Source organism: Streptomyces montanus (genome assembly GCF_005786655.1).
GTDB classification, from domain to species: domain Bacteria; phylum Actinomycetota; class Actinomycetes; order Streptomycetales; family Streptomycetaceae; genus Streptomyces; species Streptomyces sporangiiformans.
Map to the genome: position 1 here is coordinate 54,519 of NZ_VBZC01000030.1, position 19,469 is coordinate 73,987.

Annotated in this window: 16 protein-coding genes; 5 read left to right on the forward strand and 11 right to left on the reverse strand. The window is 71.1% G+C overall.

Annotation, left to right across the window (positions count from 1 at the left end):
* Window positions 1-900: 900 nt before the first annotated feature.
* Complete coding sequence (locus tag FE633_RS25850) at window positions 901-1,494, reverse strand: DinB family protein (RefSeq protein ID WP_138047586.1); 594 nt, start codon at window positions 1,492-1,494, stop codon at window positions 901-903.
* A 168-nt stretch (window positions 1,495-1,662) separates the two neighbouring features.
* On the opposite strand from FE633_RS25850, the gene FE633_RS25855 reads away from it, so the two are divergent.
* Complete coding sequence (locus FE633_RS25855) at window positions 1,663-1,959, forward strand: heavy-metal-associated domain-containing protein (protein WP_138047587.1); 297 nt, start codon at window positions 1,663-1,665, stop codon at window positions 1,957-1,959.
* Window positions 1,960-2,176: 217 nt separating this feature from the next.
* Here the strand turns inward: FE633_RS25855 and FE633_RS25860 are convergent, their stop codons facing one another.
* The 4 genes from FE633_RS25860 to FE633_RS25875 form a co-directional block, all read right to left on the reverse strand.
* Window positions 2,177-3,199, reverse strand: coding sequence for a hemolysin family protein (locus FE633_RS25860; RefSeq protein ID WP_138047588.1), 1,023 nt, complete (start codon window positions 3,197-3,199; stop codon window positions 2,177-2,179).
* Window positions 3,196-4,539, reverse strand: coding sequence for a hemolysin family protein (locus FE633_RS25865; RefSeq protein WP_138047589.1), 1,344 nt, complete (start codon window positions 4,537-4,539; stop codon window positions 3,196-3,198). Before FE633_RS25865 ends, FE633_RS25860 begins: the two co-directional genes overlap by 4 nt.
* A 228-nt stretch (window positions 4,540-4,767) precedes the next feature.
* Complete coding sequence (locus tag FE633_RS25870; RefSeq protein ID WP_138047590.1) at window positions 4,768-5,547, reverse strand: response regulator transcription factor; 780 nt, start codon at window positions 5,545-5,547, stop codon at window positions 4,768-4,770.
* Between the two features lie 98 nt (window positions 5,548-5,645).
* Window positions 5,646-6,149 carry a MarR family winged helix-turn-helix transcriptional regulator gene (locus FE633_RS25875; RefSeq protein ID WP_138047591.1) on the reverse strand — a complete coding sequence of 168 codons (504 nt, stop codon included), beginning with the start codon at window positions 6,147-6,149 and terminating at the stop codon, window positions 5,646-5,648.
* A gap of 78 nt (window positions 6,150-6,227) precedes the next feature.
* Here FE633_RS25875 and FE633_RS25880 point away from each other — a divergent pair, with 78 nt between their 5' ends.
* The 3 genes from FE633_RS25880 (at window position 6,228) to FE633_RS25890 (ending at window position 8,625) form a co-directional block, all read left to right on the forward strand.
* Window positions 6,228-7,763, forward strand: a complete 1,536-nt coding sequence (locus FE633_RS25880) for a serine/threonine-protein kinase (protein WP_138047592.1) — start codon at window positions 6,228-6,230, stop codon at window positions 7,761-7,763.
* Window positions 7,764-7,945: 182 nt separating this feature from the next.
* On the forward strand, window positions 7,946-8,314 hold the full coding sequence (locus tag FE633_RS25885) for an ArsR/SmtB family transcription factor (protein WP_138047593.1): 369 nt from the start codon (window positions 7,946-7,948) through the stop codon (window positions 8,312-8,314).
* Window positions 8,311-8,625: a hypothetical protein gene (locus FE633_RS25890; protein ID WP_171060121.1), complete on the forward strand. Its 315-nt coding sequence runs from the start codon at window positions 8,311-8,313 to the stop codon at window positions 8,623-8,625. Before FE633_RS25885 ends, FE633_RS25890 begins: the two co-directional genes overlap by 4 nt.
* Before the next feature lie 254 nt (window positions 8,626-8,879).
* Here FE633_RS25890 and FE633_RS25895 read toward each other — a convergent pair whose 3' ends face one another.
* The 3 genes from FE633_RS25895 to FE633_RS25905 form a co-directional block, all read right to left on the reverse strand.
* A complete protein-coding gene (locus FE633_RS25895) occupies window positions 8,880-9,119 on the reverse strand; it encodes a chaplin (protein WP_138047594.1) in 240 nt (79 codons plus the stop codon).
* Window positions 9,120-9,312: 193 nt separating this feature from the next.
* Entirely contained in the window at window positions 9,313-9,570 is a 258-nt protein-coding gene (locus FE633_RS25900; RefSeq protein ID WP_138047595.1) for a chaplin, read from the reverse strand.
* A gap of 286 nt (window positions 9,571-9,856) precedes the next feature.
* The gene (locus FE633_RS25905; protein ID WP_138047596.1) at window positions 9,857-11,776 is read right to left on the reverse strand and encodes an AMP-dependent synthetase/ligase; all 1,920 of its coding nucleotides are present in this window, start codon (window positions 11,774-11,776) and stop codon (window positions 9,857-9,859) included.
* A 277-nt stretch (window positions 11,777-12,053) separates the two neighbouring features.
* Between FE633_RS25905 and FE633_RS25910 the strand changes: the two genes are divergently transcribed.
* Window positions 12,054-13,796 (forward strand): arabinofuranosyltransferase AftB family protein, encoded by a 1,743-nt coding sequence (locus FE633_RS25910; RefSeq protein WP_138047597.1) that lies wholly within the window; start codon window positions 12,054-12,056, stop codon window positions 13,794-13,796.
* 74 nt (window positions 13,797-13,870) lie between these two features.
* On the opposite strand, the gene FE633_RS25915 is transcribed toward FE633_RS25910, so the two are convergent.
* The 3 genes from FE633_RS25915 to FE633_RS25925 form a co-directional block, all read right to left on the reverse strand.
* Window positions 13,871-15,595 (reverse strand): vWA domain-containing protein, encoded by a 1,725-nt coding sequence (locus FE633_RS25915; RefSeq protein WP_138047598.1) that lies wholly within the window; start codon window positions 15,593-15,595, stop codon window positions 13,871-13,873.
* Window positions 15,596-15,793: 198 nt separating this feature from the next.
* A complete protein-coding gene (locus tag FE633_RS25920) occupies window positions 15,794-16,660 on the reverse strand; it encodes an ABC transporter permease (RefSeq protein ID WP_138047599.1) in 867 nt (288 codons plus the stop codon).
* A complete protein-coding gene (locus FE633_RS25925; RefSeq protein ID WP_138047600.1) occupies window positions 16,657-19,461 on the reverse strand; it encodes an alpha/beta fold hydrolase in 2,805 nt (934 codons plus the stop codon). Before FE633_RS25925 ends, FE633_RS25920 begins: the two co-directional genes overlap by 4 nt.
* Window positions 19,462-19,469 lie beyond the last annotated feature (8 nt).

Consider the following 19,469-nt stretch of genomic DNA (forward strand, 5'->3'; position numbering starts at 1 on the left):
GTCCGGTGCTGCTCCGCCTCTTCCGACGGCCCGTGTATGAGGGCGCACAGCGCGATCGCCGCCAGCAGGGCAGCCCGTAACAGGGCGACGAGCGGGCGCGGCCACCGCGAGCCGGCCGAGGCCCGCGGGGCGTACGCGGGCGTGGAGAAGTGGGTCGTCACAGGTCCTCCGTGCGCCCACCGCTTCATCGGCCACGGAGACAGCCATGGCGGAGGGGAGCGGCAGGCATGAGTGGGGGGTGGGACGGCGTCAACGATGAGATCCGGGTCCACGGTGGCGTGAGCGGTGCGTGTGTGGAATCCGGTGCTCGCGAACGGCCGAAAAGAGTGAGACGACTCCGACTTCTAGACCTGCTGGACCACGGACGATCTCAGGGCCGCCGGCGAGGGGACAAGCAGCGCCGGCTCATTGAGACCCCGCCTGACCGAGTCACGCCCGGAGGCGGGCGATTCGCTGACCGACACCGCAAAGCACGGGGGCGTCAGTACCGGGCCCTGCTGCGGCTGGCCGGATACACAATGCTCGCTCGGATGCGAAGAGCCGTGATCCCCGTGCGGTTCGGCTATCGCGGCAGGCCGAGGCAGAGCCTGCACGTCCGCGGCATCGCGGGCCTCTTCGGGCGACCCGGTCGCGGGCACTGCCGCGCTGGTCACCAGGTGTCCTTCGACACTCTCGGCGTTCGCTCCGTGCGTGAACACGACGCAGAACAGCAGCACGGCCATGGCCAGCACACGCGGCAACGGACCCGCGGAAGCGCGGGCCCGCACTATGCGCGGGGGTGACCAAGCCGTAACCATGCCGTGATCCTAACGGCTCTTGGACCTTGATCCACCAACCTCCGCGCAACATCACGTTAACGAGCCAAGCACATGACCGGTTTACTTCGGCGACCCCCTCGGCCTACGCCGACTCAGTCGACTGCCTGGCCACGCGCTCCAGTTGGCCGCGGTAGTTCTCCCACCACGCCGGATCCTTCGAAGCCATGCTGTCGTTGCCCTCGTTCATCCCCACGGCACCGTCCATGAGTTCGCGGAGGATGTCGGCGTGGCCGGCGTGCCGATGCGTGTCAGCGGTCACGCGCACTACGGCATGAAGCAGCGTCACCTCGTTTTTGTCGCTCGGCCACCACGGCACCTTGCCGATCACGTCCAGTGCCAGCGCGTCGAGCGTCGCGTCCGAATGCACCCACGCCCGGCGGTAGAGCTCCACGATGTACTCGCGTGACTCGTCGGCGGTGGCCCACATGTCCGCGTTGGGCTCGGCGCCGCCTTCGAGCCAGGGCAGCGGCTCGCCGGACGGACGTCCGAAGGTGTCGCCGAGGTAGCCCAGTTCCACGCTCGCCGCGTGTTTGACCAGGCCCAGGAGGTTGGTGCCGGTCGGCGTCAGCGGGCGGCGGATGTCGTACTCCGAGAGCCCTTCGAGCTTCCACAACAGGGCATCGCGGGCGGACTGCAAGTAGAAGTGAAGATCAGCCTTGGGATCCGTTGCGGTCATGGGGTCAGTCTGCCGGTCACGCGATCTTTTTCCACCGCCTTTCGTTCACCTCCCCACCGCTGGACTCGCATACCCCGAGGGGGTATATGATTGGGCGCATCGAGAGGGCCTGGCCCGGACGCCAGGCCCCCAGGACACCCACGCGTCAACACGTGAGGATGAAAAGCCATGACCGACCAGAAGAACTCCGGCTCCTGCTGCTCCACCGACGGTTCCTGCCACTCCGACGCGGCGGCCGGCGCCCGGGCCGACGGGGTCACCACCGTCTACAAGGTGTCCGGCATGACCTGCGGCCACTGCGAGGGCGCGGTCTCGCAGGAGATATCCGCGCTGGACGGCGTCACCGCGGTCACGGCCGTCGCCGGGACCGGTGAGGTGACCGTCACCTCCGCCGCCCCGCTCGACGAGGAGGCCGTCCGCGGCGCCGTCGACGAGGCGGGGTACGAGCTCGTCGGCACGGCGTGAGAGCCCAGCACCGACAGCCGCGGCGTGCGAAGCGTCACGGCTGTCGGTGTTCAGTTGGCGTTCCGGAAGAGCGCTGACCCGCAGCCGGCCGCGATGGGCGCGGCCGGCCACCATCAGGCGGCGAGCAGGGCGCAGCCCAGCACCCACGCGGCAAGGCGTTCCGCGGTGCTGAACGAGTCCCGGGCCGACTGGACCCCGAGTTCCTGACTGGTGGCGGTCACGCGGTGGCCGGTGTCGGGCCGACGAGTTCCGTCAGGACGTCCTCCATGGTGACGAAGCCGAGCACGGCGCCCTTCTCACCGGTGACGGCGGCCAGATGGCTGCCTCCGGCGCGCAGGGCGGTGAGGGTGTCGTCCAGCGGGGTGTCGATGCGGACCCGGGGGACGGGGTGCAGGGCGGTCCGCGGGAAGGGCCGGTCGCGGTCGGTGACGCCGAGGGTGTCCTTGATGTGCAGGTAGCCGAGCAGGGTCCCGTCGGCTCCGGTCACCGGAAAACGGGAGAAGCCCGCCTCGGCGGCCACCCGTTCCAGCCGCGCCGGGGTGATCGTGCGGTCGACCGTACGCATCTTCCGGGCCGGTACGAAGATCTCGCCGACCGGGCGGGTGCCCAGCTCCAGCGCGTCGCGCAGCCGCGCGCTGTCCGTGGGCGCGAGCAGCCCGGCTTCGCTGGAGTCGACCACCATGCGGGCCAGTTGGTCGTCGGTGAAGACGGATTCCACCTCGTCCTTCGGTTCCACCCGCAGCAGCTTCAGCAGGGTGTTGGCGAAGGCGTTGATGCCGAAGACGACCGGCTTGAGCGCGCGGGTGAGCGCGACCAGGGGCGGGCCCAGCAGCAGTGCGGTGGGGACGGGAGCGGCGAGCGCGATGTTCTTGGGCACCATCTCGCCGATCAGCATGTGCAGATACGTCGCCAGGGACAGCGCGATCACGAACGCGATCGGGTGCACCAACGCGTGCGGGATGTGCACCGCGTCGAACGCCGGTTCCAGCAGGTGCGCGATGGCGGGCTCGGCGACCGCGCCGAGCACCAGCGAGGAGACGGTGATGCCGAGCTGGGCGGTGGCCAGTATCGCGGAGATGTGCCGCAGTCCCCACAGGGTCATCCGGGCCCCCTTGTGGCCCTCCTGCGCGCGGGGTTCGATCTGGCTGCGGCGCACCGAGATCAGGGCGAACTCGGCACCGACGAAGAACGCGTTGGTCAGCAGGGTCAGGGCGCCGATGGCGAGCTGCACGACGGTCATCGGGCTTCCTCCGCGACCTGGTGGGCCGGCGGGGCGGCCGGTTCCGGCTCAGTGATGCGGATCCGGTCGGCGGTGTGGTGCTCGACGTCGAGGACGGCCAGATGCCAGCCGTCCAGGTCGACGGTGTCGCCCTTGGCGGGAATGCGGGCCAGCCGGGTGGCGATGAGCCCGGCCACGGTCTCGTACGGGCCCTCGGGGGCGGCCAGTCCTATCTGGGCGAGCTGGTCGATGCGCACCCCGCCGTCCGCCTCCCACACCGCTCGGCCGTCCTGAGTGACGGGGGCGGGCAGCAGGTCGGGGACCTCGACGGGGTCGTGCTCGTCGCGGACCTCGCCGACGACCTCCTCGACGATGTCCTCCACCGTCGCCAGGCCGGCCGTGCCGCCGTACTCGTCGATGATCACGGCCATGGTCCGGCTCTCCCGCAGCCGCTCCAGCAGCCGGTCGGCGGGCAGGCTGTCGGGCACCAGCAGGGGCGCGGTGGCCAGCTCGGTGACCGGGGTGAGCCGCCGCTTCTCGGGCGGCAGGGCGAGTACGTCGCGGATGTGGACGGTGCCGACCACCTCATCGAGGCTGTCGCGGTAGACGGGGAAGCGGGACAGGCCGGTCGCGTGCGTCAGGTTCGCCGCGTCGGCGGCTGTCGCGCGCGCCTCCAGGGCTTTGACGTCGACGCGCGGGGTCATCACGTTCTCCGCGGTCAGCTCGCTTAGGTGCAGGGTCCGTACGAACAACTCGGCGGAGTCCGCCTCCAGGGCGCCGTGGGCGGCCGAGTGCTGGGCGAGGGCGACCAGTTCCTCGGGGCTGCGGGCGGAGGCCAGCTCCTCGGCGGGTTCCAGGCCGAAGCGGCGCACGAAATGGTTCGCGGTGTTGTTCAGGTGCCGGATGAACGGCGCGAACGCGGCCGTGAAGCCGCGCTGCGGGCCCGCGACCACCTTCGCGACCGCCAGCGGCCGGGATATCGCCCAGTTCTTGGGCACCAGCTCGCCGACCACCATCAGCACGACGGTGGAGACGACCACGCCCAGCACCGTGGCGACGGACGACGCGGCGCCCCCGAGGCCGGCCGTCTGGAGCGGGCCCCGCAGCAGCGAGGCCAGCGACGGCTCGGCGAGCATGCCGATCACCAGTGAGGTGACGGTGATACCGAGCTGGGCGCCGGACAGCTGGAAGGTGAGCCGGCGCACCGCCTTGAGCGCGCCGTCCGCGCCGCGCTCGCCCGCCTCGGCGGCCCGTTCCAGCTCACCGCGCTCGACGGTGGTCAGCGAGAACTCGGCCGCCACGAACAGCGCGCAGGCAAGGATGAGGAGGACAGCGACCAGGAGCAGCAGAACTTCGGTCACCGTGCCACCCCCGCTCCCTCATCAGTCAGACATCGAGGTCGGGGAATGGCACGGCTGGGACTGGGAGGCTCACCCATCGCGGGACCGTCGCTCCTTCTGGCAACAGGTACGACTTGCTCGTACGGAGATAGTGGCGGAGAAAAGCGGTCTTGCTTCTCCGCCCTACTGTAAAGGAAAGGCAAACTGCCCACCCGGCGCTGTCCTCGTGCTGTGGAAAACCGGGACGGCTCAGAAGCCGGGACAGCCGAGCCAGTATCCGAAGCCCCGGCGGGTGTGGATCAGCGCGGGTTCTTCCCGGTCCACCTTGCGCCTGAGGCGGGAGACGAGTTTCTCGATCGCGTTGTCGGCACGGAACTCGCCCCAGACATGCCGGCTGATCTGCTCCTTCGACAGCACGCGATCCGCGTTGGCCAGCAAGTGACGCAGGAGCCGGTACTCGGCGGGGGTGAGGTCGATGGCTCTCCGTCCACGCCGCGCCTGGCAGGCGGCGTCGTCCAGGATCAGGTCGCCGTATCGCGGCATGCCGTCCCGACGGCCGGGATTCCGGCCCGGGATCCGGCCGGCGTGCCGGCCAGAGTTCCCGCCGGGGTCTCGGCCGGCGCCGTGGCCTCGGAGTAACACCTGCGCCCTGGCCAGGAACTCGGCGATGCGAAAGGGCTTGGTGACGTAGTCCTCCGCCCCCAGGCCGAGTTCGGGGACCAGTGCGTGGAGGGAATCGCACGCGGTCAGGAAGAGAACCGGAGGACGATCCACGGGGGCGACCCGGCGGCCCCGCCCGAAGTCGGTCAGGTCGGACAGCGTGGCGTCGAGGACCACCAGGTCGAACCGGTGTCGCGCGACCCGCGCCATCCCCTCGGTCCCGGAGCCCGCCGTGCCGACCTCGTAGCCCGCCAACTCCAAAGTGGTCGTGAGGAGTTCGGCCACCTCGGGATCGTCGACGACGACCAGGACGTGCTGCCTGTCGCCGCGAAGCGGCGACGGTTTCTCGCTGACGATGCTCCCGTACATGGCAGACCATTCGTATAGGGCCCAAGTAGGGCACACACTGCATGTCCGAACGGCGGCGCGGGCGGGACCCCGGGCGGCCCGGGGCGTCCGCCGCGCGATCAGGCAGGCGGCCTGGCGTCGATCTCCGCCTCGGTCCGGGCGACGAAGTCGTCGACCATCCGGTGGAACAAGGTGGCGAGCTGCCCCAGCTCCTCGGGAGACCAGTCCGCCAGGGCCATCTGCATGCCCGACCGGCTCACGTCCCGCATCCGGTCGACCGCGGTCCGGCCGGCGTCCGTGAGCCGGATGCGCTGGGCCCTGCGGTCGTCGGGGTCGGGGACCCGGGTGACGTAGCCGCTCTTGTCCAGCCGCTGCACCTGCCGGCTGACATGGGACGCCTCCACTGACAGCCGGGCCGCCAGCTCCCCCGTACGCAGCGGCTCGGCCTCGGCGAGCCGCCGCAGGAGCGCCACGGCGGCACGGTCCAGGGGCAGTCCGGCCACGGCCATGAGGCGCTCGTGCTGCCGGGCCCGGCTGATGAGGTACGTGATGCGGGTGAGGGCCCGCTCGATCTCGATCACGTGCGTCGAGACGGGGGCGGCAGCGGGTTGCGGTGTGGACATGAAGTCACTCTAACAGCTACTTGCGTAAGTCAAGCAAGATTACGCGAAAAGCGGGCCTCCTCCCCTAACCTGTCGTTCATGAACGCACCGGGGGACCTGATCGACGGCCGCTTCGAATTGGTCGAGCCGCTCGGCAGCGGAGGCATGGGGACGGTGTGGCGGGCGCGCGACACCGTGTTGCACCGAGAGGTCGCCCTCAAGGCCGTACGGGCGGAGGCGGCGTCGTCGGACGCCATGCGGGAACGGGTCCTGCGGGAGGCGCGGGCGCTCGCCCGGCTCAGCGATCCGCACGTGGTGACCATCCATCACATCGTGGACGAGGACCCGCACCCCTGGCTCGTGATGGAGCTGGTGCCCGGCACCTCGCTCCAGGACAGGCTCGACACCGGACCGCTCAGCCCCGCGGAGGCGGCGCACATCGGCCGTCAGGTGCTCGCCGCCCTGCGGGCAGCGGACGCGGCGGGCATCCAGCACCGGGACGTCAAACCCGCCAACATCCTCCTGCGCCCCGACGGCACCGCCGTACTCACCGACTTCGGCATCGCGGCCCTTCAGGGCTCGACCTCGCTGACGGCCACCGGCGAACTCATCGGCTCGCCCGAGTACATCGCCCCGGAGCGGATCCGCGGCACCGACGACGATCCCGCGTCCGACCTCTGGTCCCTGGGGCTCGTGCTGTACGTCTGCGTCGAGGGCGTCAGCCCGCTGCGCCGCGGGACCACGCTCGCCACCCTGGCCGCCATACTCGACGATCCGGTGCCGCCGCCGGTGCGCTCCGGCCCGCTCGCGCCCGTACTCCAGGCGTTGCTGGTACGGGACCCGGCCGCCCGCCCCGACGCGGCACGGCTGGACGCGATGCTGGCGCAGGCGGAGGCGGGCACGACACCGCACTGGACACAGCCGACGCTGATCACGCCGACACCGCTCGACCACGCCGCACCGGCCGAACCCGCACCTCCCGCGCCCACGCCCGCGCCCGCACCGCCGCACACACCCACCCAGCTGGACACGCCCCGGCCGGCGCCGCACCCGCCGGGGGACAGGCCTCGCCGCCGTATGCCGATCGTCATCGCCGTCGTCGCGGTCGCCCTCGTGGTCACCGCCGCGACCACCCTGATCCTCGCCCTCGGCGACAAGGCCGACAGCAAGGCCGACCGCCCGGCAGCCAGTACGTCATCCGCGCCGGCCGCATCACCGACGAGCCCCACCCCCACACCGACCCCCTCCCCGACGCAAGCGACCACCCGGCCACCCACCTCGCCCCCCGCCCCCGCTCCCACCCCACAAGGCCGCTGGATCGCCCAGCTCTACTCCGAGCCCGTCGGCGCGGGCACCGCCGCGAGAGACCAACGGCTCGCCAGGATCCGGGAGTCCGTGCCCGGGGCCCGCTTCCTCCGCAGCGACGACTTCGCGTCCCTGCGCCCGGGCTTCTGGGTCTTCTACGCCCCCGGCCCGTTCCCCAACGGGCGTGCCGCGCTGAAGTTCTGCCGCGACCGCGGCCGGACCTCCGCGAACCTCTGCATCGGCCGCTACCTGAGCAAGGACGCGGCCGACTTCGGCCTGCAGTGCCGCCCTCCGGCCGCCAACCCGACCGGCCGCTGCACACGCCCGTAACCGCCCCCTGACCCAAGGCGGTCGAACAGCGCCGGCGCACGCATCCCCGACCCGACCCTGATACGTCCCCCATCCCACCCTGAGATCCCCCCGGGTCTCACCCCGATATGTGTCAGAACTCTTTGACAGGTGCCTGAGGGGCTGTCAGCGTTTTCTGACAGGTACGAACGAAAGGGGCCGGGATGCCTGAGGTTCCGCCTCCGGCACCGACCGGCGACGAGCTGCTGAAAGTGCTCTCCGCGCTCGGCAATCCGCATCGCCTGCGGATCGTCGCGGCGCTCATGAAGAGCCGTAACTACGTCAGCGCGCTGGCTCGCGAGATCGGTATGGGCCGTCCGCTGCTGCACATGCACCTGCAGCGGCTGGAGGCAGCCGGACTGGTCGTCGGCACGCTCGAACTCTCGGAGGACGGCAAGACGATGAAGTACTTCGAGGTCGCTCCGTTCTGCTACGAACTGACGCCGCACGTCATCGCGAGCGCGGCCACGACGATCACCGAGACAACGGATCGGACCGCGACGGATCGGACCGCGAAAGAGGAAGCCAAGTGAAGGAGCAACTGGTGACGTCCGCCTCGGCGGACGAAGCGCTGGGCGTGCTGGTCGCAGTCGTCGGCGCGGCCGGGTTCTTCTCCCTGTTGATCGTGATCGTCTGGCAGGGCGCCGCCACCTGGCGGGCCCGGATGCTGGCCGCACGCGAGCAGCAGTACAAGGAGCTGGCGGCGAGGTACGCGCAACTCCTGGAGGACACCGTCGAGTTGCAGCGCCGCACGGCGGAAGAACAGCGGCAGACCCTCGACGAACTGACCCAGACCCGGCTCGCGGTCGGCTCGATGGAGAAGATGATGCGCGAGATCGAATAGGGGGACCGGACAAAACCGGAACGTACGGCCGGGAGCGGCAACTCCCGGCCGTACCCATGGAGAACACACCCCGGACAGACGTCTCGCATGCGGGCGTCCCGGGCCCACGAGCACGCGTGACCGGGCGCACGTCCTCCTGTGCGCCCGTCGACGGAACGCGCGGCCCCATGATGGAACGGAAGTGACACGGGCCGGCTGCCTTCCCGAAGGGAGGGCAGCCGGCCCGAAAGGGTCCTCAGCGACGACGCGGGGCGTCAGCCGTTGGTGCAGGTGCTGCCGGACACCGGGTTCAGCAGCCCAGCGGCGGTCACCGTGTTCCCACAGACCCCCGCCGCCCCCGAAACCGGGGTCTGCACGAGGTTGCCCGACACGACGCCCGGCGACTGGGTGGCGGCGGCGCTCGCTCCGCTGTCGGCGGCGGCGACGCCGGCGCCGCCCGCCATGGCGGCGGCGGCAACGGAGGTCAGGGCCAGGCCCTTGGCGATACGCGACATGGGGAAGTGCTCCTTGGGGTTGACACAAGCACCGGGCGGAACGCCCGACGCTGGATCAACGCGCTGCGACGGCCCGGGTTCTGCCTCCAATGGAGTGAACTCCTGGCATGAACCGGACAGGGGAAAGCCGACCTTGGAACCTGAAGGGACCTCCAAGGCCGGCCGCGACGTGGCGAGCGACTGGTGTGTTGCGTCAGCCGTTGAGGCAGGTGTTGCTGAGCGCCGGGTTCAGCAGCCCGGTGATGGAGATGGTGTTGCCGCACGCCTCGATCGGAACGTTGATGGGGACCTGGACGACGTTGCCGGAACCGACGCCCGGGGAGTTGTCGGCGGCGCCATCGGCACCGGAGTCGGCGACGGCCGGCGCGGCCATGCCCATGGCCATGATCACACCGGCGACGACAGCAGCGCTCTTCTTGTGCTTCACGTGCTTTCCCTTCTCTGCGGTCATGCCCCTGTGTCGGCCGAGACCGAGCGAGCAGCTTGAGCGGCTCGCGCCATGACCTACAGGTGGTGAACGAGAGACACGCGGACGAAGAAACCGCGGAACGCCGGCCTCGCGGGAATTCACTCGAATCGCCCTGCGCCCAAACGCCGGAAGTGCGGGCAAGAGAAATGCGGGTTCGCCGAGAATACGGGAGCACCGAGATTGCGGGGTCGTCGAAAATGCGGGTCACCACCGAGAAATGCGCCGGCCCGCTCTCCTGCTCCTGCACCGTTCTGTACCGCGTCTCCCCTCAGTCGCGGTAGAGCGCCTCGATCTCGTCCGCGTATGCCGCCGTGACCGCGTGCCGCTTGGTCTTCAGGGACGGGGTGAGCAGGCCGTTCTCCTCTGTGAACTCGCCCTCCACCAGGACGAATTCACGGATCGACTCGGCCCGGGAGACCGCCTGGTTCGCGTAGTCCACGGCCTTCTGGACGTCGGCGCGCATACCGGGGTCGCGTACGAGCTCCGACATCGGGGTGTCCGCGGGCATCGCGCGGACATGGAGCCAGTGGTCGATGTCCTCGCGGTCCAGGGTGATCAGAGCGGCGACGTAGGGACGTTTGTCGCCGACGACGACGCACTGGCCCACCGGCGGGCGGCTGCGGAGGCGGTCCTCCAGGACGGCCGGTGAGACGTTCTTGCCGCCGGAGGTGATGAGGATGTCCTTCTTGCGGCCCGTGATGGTGAGGTAGCCGTCCTCGTCGAGGGAACCGAGGTCACCCGTCGCGAACCAGTCGTCGGTCAGGACGGCGTCGGTGGCGGCCGGGTTGTTCCAGTACGCGCCGAAGACGACACCGCCCTTGATGAGGACCTCGCCGTCATCGGCGATGCGGATCGCCGTGCCGGGAACCGGGAGGCCGACCGTACCGGGGCGGGGTTTGAGGGGCGGGACGATCGTCGCGGCGGCCGTGGTCTCCGTCAGGCCGTAGCCCTCGTAGACGATGATTCCGGCGGCGTAGAAGAAGAGGTTGAGGTTGCGGTCGAGGGGGGAGCCGCCGCTGATGGCGTAGCGCATGCGCCCGCCCAGTTCCCTGCGGATGCGGCGGTAGACCAGCAGGTCGTACAGGGCCCAGGCGGCGTACAGGCCAAGGCTCGGGCCCTTGCCCCGGTCGAGGAACCTGTCGAGGTGCGCCTCGCCGAAGCGGACGCCGAGGCGGTCCGCGCGGTCGAAGGAGGCGGCGCGGCCGATCCTCTCAGCGGTCGCGCGGCCCGTGGCGTGGATCTTCTCGAAGAGATACGGGACGCCGACCAGGAAGGTGGGGCGGAACTCCCGCAGGGCGGGCCGGAGTTCGTCCGGTTTGAGACTCGGGCAGTGGCCCAGCTCGATACGGGCCATCAGGCAGGCGATCTGAATGCTGCGGCCCAGGATGTGGGCGAGCGGGAGGAAGAGGAGCGTCGAGGCGATCTGGCCCGAGACCTCCTTGAAGATGGGGTGCAGGAGCTCGACCGTGTTGGCGGCCTCGGCGTGCAGATTGGCGTGCGTGAGGAGGCAGCCCTTGGGTTTGCCGGTGGTGCCGGACGTGTAGCAGATCGTCGCCACGGTGTCGGGGGTCAGGGACGTACGGCGCTTGGTGACCTCGTCGTCGGGGATGTCCCGGCCCTGGGCGGTGAGTTCGGGGATCGCGTTGTCATCGAGTTGCCACACGCGCGGCGGGGCCGGGTGGTCGGCCGTGCCGGTGGTGACCGCCTCCGCGTTCTCGGGGGTCTCGGCGATGACGAAGCGGGCGCCCGAGTCGCGGACGATCCACTCGATCTGCTCGGCCGAGGAGGTGGCGTAGATGGGGACGCTCTGACCGCCCGCCGCCCAGATCGCGAAGTCGAGAACCGTCCACTCGTAGCGGGTGCGGGACATCACGGCGACGCGCCCGCCCGGTTCGAGCCCCGCCGCGATCAACCCCTTGGCGACGGCGGTGACTTCGCCGGCGAAGGCGGCCGCGGTCACCGGGAGCCAGCCGCTGTGGTCCCTGCGGCGCAGGACCACGGCGTCGGGCGCCTCGCTCGCGTTGGTGAAGGGGATGTCGGCGGTGCTGCCCGTGGTGGCGTCCGGCGCGAGGCGGGGCGTACGGGCCTCACGCACCGTGCCGGTCTCGTCCCTGATCAGCTCGACCTTGCTGCGGGACGCCAGGTCGGTGCGCTGTTTTGCCCGTTTCAAGTCCTTGCGTACGCCCATGACAGCACTCCCGTTCGCGGCTCACCTGCGTTCTTACTGGGGGGTCAAATTACTCAGGCGTAGCGGAAGTTCAATCGATTGTGCGCGAATGTTCGAACGGGTGACTGTCGGACAGTGACTACGCGAATGGCTGCCTGATGGAGCGTCACTGTCCCCCGTTCGGCCCACCGGCGGCGTCAAGGCCCGGCTGACGTGGTGCGATGAACGTGTGACGTCGACTTATCCGCCCGAGCACCGGAAGACCCCTCCGCCCCCGTCCTCCTCCCTACTCCCCCAGGTGTCCCGGCCGCCTGCCGTGCGTGCGGCCCGGGTGCGGCTCGCGGTGTGGTTGCTGCCCGCGGTCGTCGTGACGTACGCGGGATTCCAGCGGCGGTGGATGTCCGACGATGCCTTCATCTACGTACGGACCGTGCGGCAGGTACTGGCCGGGAACGGGCCCGTCTTCAACGCGGGTGAGCGGGTCGAGTCGTCGACGGGGACGCTGTGGCAGTGGCTGCTGGTGGCGGCCGGGGCGGTGGGGGCGGATCCGGCGACGGCCGCGGTGTACGGGGGGCTGGTGCTGACCGGTGTCGGGTTCGCGCTCGCGGGCCTCGGGGCGCTGCGGCTGTACGGCGACCGGGCCGCCGTGCCGCTGGGCTCGCTCGTGCTGCTCGGGCTGCCTCCCGTGTGGGACTTCGCCACCTCCGGGCTGGAGACGGGGCTCGCCACCTGCTGGATCGCCGGCGCGTGGCTGGCGCTGAGCACGCGGCCCGCGTCGCTCGCGACGTCGGTGCTCCTCGGTCTCGGGCCGCTCGTACGACCCGACCTGGGGCTGGTCTCCGCGGTCCTACTGGGGGCGCAGTGGCTGCTCGCGCGCCCCTCGCGGCGGGGCGTGCTCGCGGGTGCCGTGGCGGCGGGTGCGCTGCCGGGCGCGTACGAGATCTTCCGGGCGGGCTACTACGGGCATCTGGTGCCGCTGCCCGCCGTGACGAAGGAGGCGGCGGAGAGTCTGTGGGGACGGGGCTTCGGGTATCTCGGGGACTTCGCGCACCCCTATCTGCTGTGGGTGCCCGCGCTGTTCGTGGTCGCGCTGGTGGTGGTCGCCGCGGTGCGGGCCTCGCGCGATGGACGCGGCGTGTACGGCGGGCGCGGCGAACGTGACCCGCGGACGGCCGCACGGATCGTCGCGATGCTCACGCCCGTCGTCGCCGGGCTGTTGTGCTGGGTGTACGTCGTCAAGGTCGGCGGCGATTTCATGCATGGTCGGATGCTGCTGCCGGGCCTGTTGCTGGTGCTGCTGCCCGTGTTCGTGGTGCCGGTGTCGCGGGTGGGCGTGCTCGCGGCGGTCGGGGTCGGGGCGTGGGCGGTGGTGTGCGCCGGGTGGCTGCGGACCCCGTACGCCGGACACATCGGTCCGGGCGGGATCGCCGACGAGCGCGGGGTGTACGTCCGCCACAACGCGGATCCGCATCCGGTGCACCACACCTTCGTCGGGGCGGCGCATCACCGGGACTACGCACGCATGGTGCGGGCGGCCGCGCGCTCCGGGGCGCCGGAGCTGCTGTTCGGCAGGGCCGCGCGCACCGCCGCCGCCACCGCCCCCGCCGGTTCGCCCTCGCACTCGCACTCGCACCCGCACCCGCCCTCCGTGACGGCCAGTTATGTGGTGCTCGGGCTCAACGGATCCGCCGTACCCCTGGACGGAGTGGCGCTCGATCCGGTCGGGCTCTCCTATCCGCTGGCCGCCCACTCCGAACGGATCGGGGGTGGACGCGTAGGACACGACAAGCGTCTGCCGCCGGCGTGGCTGGCGGCAGACCGTGGCGATCCGGCCGATCTGCCGCCGTGGATCGACCCGGCCCAGGTCGACGCGGCCCGGCGCGCGCTGCGCTGCGGAGCGCTCGCGGAACTGCGGGACGCGACGCGGGATCCGCTCACCCCGGGGCGCTTTCTGCGCAACGTCGCCGGGGCCTGGGAGCGCACCTCGTTCCGTTTTCCCAGTGATCCGGCGCGGGCCGAAAGGGAGTTGTGCGGTGACTGAGGCCGTGCGCCTGGTGGATGTACCGGCTACTCCGTGTACCGGCTACTCCGTGTACCGGCTGCTGCGTGTACCGACTACTCCGTGTACCGGCCTGCCTGTTCGATCGCTTCGGCGAGTTCGCGTACGTCCTTGTCCTCGGTGGCGCTGGCCAGTGCGTCGGCGCGGTCGGCCAGTGCGGTCATTGAGGGAGCGGCGGGCAGGCGGCTCCAGCGGGTGTCGCCCGAGCGGAGCGCGTCGGCGAAGTAGGCGGCTATGGCCGTGACCTGGAGTCCGCTGTCGGCGTTTTCGTCGTTCCACAGGGGCCGGTCCAGAGACTCGGCGTCCAGTCGGCCGGACTCCTCGTGCGGGACGCGGGTCTTGGGGTCGAGCCAGCGGACGGTCGCCGTGGCGAGGTGGCCGGAGGCGCCGGGCTTGGTGCGGACCGCGTAGAGGGCCGTGACGGTGTGACCGGGGCCGACCTCGCCGCCGTCGACGTGGTCGTCGCGGAAGTCCTCGTCGGCGACCTGGCGGTTGTCGTAGCCGATGAGCCGGAACTGGTCGACGGTCCGCGGGTCGAAGGCGACCTGTGCCTTGGCGTCGCGGGCCGTGAGGTCGATGTTGCGGGGCAGTTGCTCGACGAAGACCGTGCGGGCGTCCTCGGTGCTCGACACATAGGTGGTGTGGCCGTCGCCCTTGTCGGCGAGGCGTTCCATCAGGGCGTCGCCGTAGTCGCTGCCGACGCCGACGCCGAAGAGGGTGATGCCGTGCTCGCGGCGGGCGTCGGCGATGCGGTCCAGGATGGTGTCGGCGTCGGTCTCGCCGGTGTTGGCGAGGGCGTCGGACAGGAGGACGACACGGTTGGTGGCGCCTTCGCGCAGGCCCTCGACCGCGGTGCCGTATCCGGTCTCGACGCCCGCGCCGAGATTGGTCGAGAGGGTCGGCTTCAGAGTGTCGATGGCCTCGTGGACGCGGCCGCGGTGATCACCGAGGCGGGTCATCGGGAGAACGGTCTCGGCCTCGTCGCTGAAGGTGACGATCGCGACGGAGTCGTCGTCGCGCAGCTGGTCCGTCATCACGCCGAGCGAGTCCTTGACCAGGTCGAGGCGGCCCGGCTCGGCCATGGAACCCGAGACGTCGATGACGAAGGTGAGAGCGGCCGGCGGGCGTTTGTCGTCCTCGGACGGGGCGGCAGCCCGGGTGGCGAGGCCGACCCGCACGAGCCGCCAGTCCCCGCCGTCCGTTCGACCTCCTGTTCCGTCCTCCGTACCCGAGTCCGGGCCCGAGTCCGTACGGGCGTCCGTGCGGGCGCCGTCCACGGTGACCGTGAAGCCGTTGCCGTCAGGGCGTTCGTAGTCCTGGCGGAAGCTGTTGATGAACTCTTCCGGGCGGACGGTCGACGGGTCGGGCCGCCCGCCGTCGGCGAGGGTGCGGCGCGCGTAGCCGTACGAGGCGGTGTCGACGTCCAGGGCGAAGGTGGAGAGGTAGTCGGCGGGAGGCGGGGTGGTCTCGCGGATCTCGCCCTTCTGGTCGCTCGGGGCGGTGCCGCTCTCGGGACCCGCGGGGCCCGTCGGCTGGGCGGGGGTGGGCGCCGGGAAGGCCTCGCTGTCGCGGGCCTTGTCGCCGCCGTACGACGAGTCGCCGTCGTCCCCGCCGCCGCATGCGGTGAGCAGCAGGGCGGCGGCCAGGGTGCCGGCCAGGAGGCCGGCCGGCAGGGCACGGCGGGTGCGGCGCACACGGATGCGGCCGCCCCGCCGGGCCCGTATTCGGTGGAGCCGGTTGTTCCGGTCGTGCCGTCCGTCGTGCCATCCGTCGCGCCACATATGTGCCCCCTCGGTGACCTGGTGAGCCGACCAGTCGGCCCTTGTGACTGTGACGTCGGAGGCGGCCGGAAGGAGCGGTCCGAGGCGTTGCGGATGAGTCTCGATGCGGCCACGGCGGGCGGCAGTTGAGACCGGCGGGTGATCCTCCGGAGACCTGCGGGTGTCCGGAGGATCCCTACGACACGATCGCGATATCCCTTACGACACGATGTCCTTACGGGCGAACCCGCGGAAGGCCAGCGCGAACAGCACGAGCGCGTACGTGACGGAGACGGCCGTGCCCTGGATCATGCCGCCCCACTCCGGGCGGGGCTGTACGGCGTCCGCCCAGGCGAACTGCCAGTGCGCGGGCAGGAAGTGGCGCCAGTCGCCGAGGGCCGTGACCGCGTCCAGCACGTTCCCGACGATCGTCAGGCCCACCGCGCCGCCGACCGCGCCGAGCGGGGCGTCGGTCTTCGTCGACAGCCAGAACGCGAGGCCCGCGGTGACCAGTTGGGACACGAAGATGTACGCGATCACGATCAGCAGGCGCTGAGCCGCCGTGCCCGTGGGGAGGGCGCCGCCGGTGGGGATCTGCAGCGGGCCCCATCCGTAGGCCACCGTGCCCACCGCCAGCGCGACGACGGGCAGCAGCACCATGGCGGCGAGGCTGAGGCCGAGCGCGACGGTGAGCTTGGACCACAGCAGGCGTGCTCGCGGCACGGGGGCCGCCAGCAGATACCGCAGCGAGGACCAGCTCGCCTCCGAGGCGATGGTGTCTCCGAAGGACAGCGCGACCGGGATGACGAGCAGGAACCCGGCGGACACGAACAGGTTCACCGCGGCGAAGTTCGCGCCCGACGCGGTGGCCGTGTCCATCAGCGTCAGCCGGTCGCCAGGGTCGTCGCCCGGATCCCCGCCGATGGCGAAGGCGACGACCAGCACGAAGGGCAATACCGCGAGGACCGCCCCCATGACCAGCGTCCGCCGTCGCTTCAGCTGCCGTACGAGCTCGACCCGCAGCGGCAGTGTCCGCCCCGCCCGGTAGCCCTCCGCCACCTCTGCCTTCTCGACAAGGGTGCTCATTCGGAGCCTCCGATCAGGGTCAGGAACGCGTCCTCTAGACGGCGGTGCGGGCCGAGCGAGGCGACCGGCACTTCGAGCCGGACCAGGTCGACGAGGAGTTGGGCGGCTGTGGTGGAGCCGTTGGTGCCGTGGGCAGAGCTGCCGTTGGTGAGGCTGCCGCCGACGGAACTGCCGTGGGCGGAGCTGCCGTTGGCCGTGGGCTCGGCCTCGTCGATCCCCACGCCCACCGCACCCACGCCGACGGGCGTGCCGGCACTCGGCGCGGCCGCGCCCGGCGCCGCCAGCCGTACCAGCAGCCCGTCCTCCGTCCGCACCGCGGACTCCACGGACGGCAGGGCCACCACCCTCTCCACCAGCGGGTCTTCGATGTCGGCGGCCAGGCCGACGAGGAAGGTGTCGCCGGAGCCGATGATCTCGTTCACCGGGCCCGCCTGGACGAGACGGCCACGGTCCATGACCACCAGGTGCGTGCAGGACTGTTCGACCTCGGCGAGGAGGTGGCTCGACACGATGACCGTGCGGCCTGCCGCGGCATAGCGGATCAGCACCTCGCGCATCTCGCGGATCTGCGGCGGGTCGAGGCCGTTCGTCGGTTCGTCGAGGATCAGCAGGTCCGGGAGGCCGAGCATGGCCTGGGCGATGGCCAGGCGCTGGCGCATGCCCTGCGAGTAGGTACGGACGGCGCGGGCCAGCGCGTCGCCCAGACCCGCGATCTCCAGGGCCTCCTCCAGGTGGGCGTCCTCGGGCGGGCGCCCGGTCGCCTTCCAGTACAGCTCCAGGTTCTCGCGCCCGGAGAGGTGCGGCAGGAAGCCCGCGCCCTCCACGAAGGAGCCGACCCGGGAGAGCACCGGGGCACCCGGCCGGATCGCGTGCCCGAAGACACGGATCTCGCCGCCGTCGGGCTTGATCAGGCCCATGAGCATGCGCAGAGTGGTCGTCTTCCCCGCGCCGTTCGGGCCGAGCAGACCCAGCACCTGGCCCTTCTCGACGCGGAAGGAGAGGTCCCGTACCGCGTACCGGTCCGCGGACTTCGCGTACCGCTTGCTCAAGTCCGTGATCTGGAGCGGGACTTCGGCGAGCTCGGGGTCGGGTGCCGCCGCGCTCGTGGGGCGGCGGCCCGTCAGCAGCAGGCCCAGCGCCACCACTGCACCGGCGAGCGGCAGCCACCACACCCACGCGGGCATCGGCACGGCCGCGGTCTTCACACCGGGCGCGGTGGGGACGTTCAGCTCGCTCTTCAGGGACACCTTGTACGTCGCCTGAGCCATCGGAGAGGCATAGCCGAGGTCGGTCGAGGCGAGGACCAGGCGCAGCCGGTGCCCCTTCTCCACCTCGTGGTCGATGGCGGGCAGGGTGATCCGGACGTCCTTGCCGCTCTCGGCCCGTACGGGGGCGACGAGCTGGGAGGGCAGGACCTGCCGCTGCCCGCCGCCCGGTCCGACGTCGTACACCTTCCCGAACAGCACGGCCTCGCCGCTCGTGGACTCCACGTGCACCGTCGCCGTCGGCGACCCGGTGATCCGCATGTCGTCGCTCAGCGGCTTGGACTCGAAACTCGCTGACTGTCCGGGGAAGTCGAGCGAGACGCCGACGCCGAGAGACGACAGCTGGGTGAGGCCGCCGGCGCTGCCGAGTCCGGGGAGTCCGGAGATGGCGGGCGGGTTGGCGCCCGCGGGGTTGCTGAACTCCTGCTCACGCCCGGTCAGCGCCACCTGGCGCTCACCGCTGAACAGTCCGGGGTACGCGTCCCCGCTCGCGCCCCGCAACTGGGCCGCGCCGTCGGTGGAGTCGATGCCCCCGGTGCGGGTGACGCGGAACGCGGGCCCCGTGTCGACGCCCTTCTCGTCCTTCAGATAGCGGTCGAACCAGGAGCCCACGCGCGCGAGCACCCGGTCGGCCTCCATGTCACCGCCGTCGTGCCCGCCGGAGATCCAGTCGACGTCCACGGGCGCGCCGTTGGCGCGGATCGCCTTGGCCATCGCGTCGGCCTGGCCGAGCGGGAAGAGGGAGTCGGACTGGCCCTGCATGATGAGCGTGGGCACGTTGATGCGGTCGCCGACGGCGGACGGGGAGCGGGCGGCCAGCAGCTCCCTCGCCGCCGCGTCCGGCTTTCCGGACTCGGCGACCCGCTCGTACATCGCGCACAGCCGGGGCTCGAACCTGTCGCAGCCGCCGCCGGAGTTGATGAAGACGCCGGCCCACAGCTTCTTGAACACGCCGTTCGGGAACAGCGCGTCCGCGAGGTTCCAGTACGTGATCGACGGGGCGATCGCGTCCACCCGCTGGTCGTATCCGGCCGCGAGCAGCGAGACCGCGCCGCCGTACGAGGCTCCGGTGGCGCCCACGCGCGGGTCGCCGTCCTTGTCCAGCTCGACCTCGGGCCGCTCGGCGAGCCAGTCGATGAGCTTCGAGACGTCGGCGACCTCGCCCTTGGGGTCGTTCAGGCCGATCTTCCCGGTGGACTTTCCGAAGCCGCGCGCCGACCACGTCAGCACCGCGTACCCGTCGCGCGCCAGGGTCTCCGCCTGGGACCGCACCTCTTCCTTGTTGTTGCCGAAGCCGTGCCCGATCAGCACCGCGGGACGGCGGCCGGAGCCCGCGGTGAAGTACGAGGTGTCGATCTTCACACCGCCGCCCATGGCCATGACTCTGTCGGAGCGGTGCACGGGTGGGGCCTCGTCCGAGGCGGCGGCCGTCCACGTACCGGCGCCGGCGAGCACGACCACGGAAGCCGCGGCGGCAATCAACCGCCGCGGCCTCCGCAGTACGGCCCCGCGCAGTCGGGGCAGTCGAAGATCCATGCATCAAC

Excerpts from the sequence above, each read along its gene's own strand:
- FE633_RS25895 (WP_138047594.1), bottom strand. The coding sequence starts at position 9,119 with ATGTCGCGTATCGCCAAGGGCCTGGCCCTGACCTCCGTTGCCGCCGCC.
- FE633_RS25875 (WP_138047591.1), bottom strand. The coding sequence starts at position 6,149 with ATGTCCACACCGCAACCCGCTGCCGCCCCCGTCTCGACGCACGTGATC.
- FE633_RS25885 (WP_138047593.1), top strand. The coding sequence starts at position 7,946 with ATGCCTGAGGTTCCGCCTCCGGCACCGACCGGCGACGAGCTGCTGAAA.
- FE633_RS25855 (WP_138047587.1), top strand. The coding sequence starts at position 1,663 with ATGACCGACCAGAAGAACTCCGGCTCCTGCTGCTCCACCGACGGTTCC.
- FE633_RS25920 (WP_138047599.1), bottom strand. The coding sequence starts at position 16,660 with ATGAGCACCCTTGTCGAGAAGGCAGAGGTGGCGGAGGGCTACCGGGCG.
- FE633_RS25860 (WP_138047588.1), bottom strand. The coding sequence starts at position 3,199 with ATGACCGTCGTGCAGCTCGCCATCGGCGCCCTGACCCTGCTGACCAAC.
- FE633_RS25870 (WP_138047590.1), bottom strand. The coding sequence starts at position 5,547 with ATGTACGGGAGCATCGTCAGCGAGAAACCGTCGCCGCTTCGCGGCGAC.
- FE633_RS25905 (WP_138047596.1), bottom strand. The coding sequence starts at position 11,776 with ATGGGCGTACGCAAGGACTTGAAACGGGCAAAACAGCGCACCGACCTG.
- FE633_RS25915 (WP_138047598.1), bottom strand. The coding sequence starts at position 15,595 with ATGTGGCGCGACGGATGGCACGACGGACGGCACGACCGGAACAACCGG.
- FE633_RS25900 (WP_138047595.1), bottom strand. The coding sequence starts at position 9,570 with ATGACCGCAGAGAAGGGAAAGCACGTGAAGCACAAGAAGAGCGCTGCT.
- FE633_RS25880 (WP_138047592.1), top strand. The coding sequence starts at position 6,228 with ATGAACGCACCGGGGGACCTGATCGACGGCCGCTTCGAATTGGTCGAG.
- FE633_RS25850 (WP_138047586.1), bottom strand. The coding sequence starts at position 1,494 with ATGACCGCAACGGATCCCAAGGCTGATCTTCACTTCTACTTGCAGTCC.
- FE633_RS25925 (WP_138047600.1), bottom strand. The coding sequence starts at position 19,461 with ATGGATCTTCGACTGCCCCGACTGCGCGGGGCCGTACTGCGGAGGCCG.